Origin of the sequence: Ferrimonas aestuarii (assembly GCF_005116665.1) — a bacterium.
In the GTDB taxonomy this organism is placed as follows: Bacteria; Pseudomonadota; Gammaproteobacteria; order Enterobacterales; family Shewanellaceae; genus Ferrimonas; species Ferrimonas aestuarii.
In genome coordinates, this window is record NZ_SWCJ01000046.1 from 1 (window position 1) to 443 (window position 443).

At 48.8% G+C, this 443-nt stretch carries 1 protein-coding gene; it reads left to right on the forward strand.

Going from position 1 to position 443, the window contains the following annotated elements:
- The coding region (locus tag FCL42_RS21525) for an integrase core domain-containing protein (protein ID WP_136865458.1) at positions 1-395 on the forward strand (395 nt) is incomplete at its 5' end.
- Positions 396-443 lie beyond the last annotated feature (48 nt).

Consider the following 443-nt stretch of genomic DNA (forward strand, 5'->3'; position numbering starts at 1 on the left):
CACGCCAAATCATGGGTTATGAGCTGAGCCACGAGATGAAAGCTGAAGATACGGTCAAAGCCCTCAACAGAGCGGTGCGAGCCAGAAGCTACTCAGGTGAATGTATCCACCACTCAGACCGAGGGGTGCAATACTGCTCTGGGCTGTATCAAGGCGCACTGAGACGAGCTAACATAAGACCGTCAATGACCGACGGCTATGACTGCTACCAAAATGCACTAGCTGAGCGTGTGAATGGAATATTGAAGCATGAGTTCCTGATACACCGTTACTCGTCATTTAACGAGTTGAGGCAAGTCATTAGAGAATCAATCGAGACCTATAACAACTTGAGACCGCACCTTAGCCTGGGAATGAAAACCCCAAACGAGGTGCATGGAAAAGCCAGTTGCTGATGCAACTGGCTCTAACTGAAAAGTGTCAACGCATTTCAGGACGACACA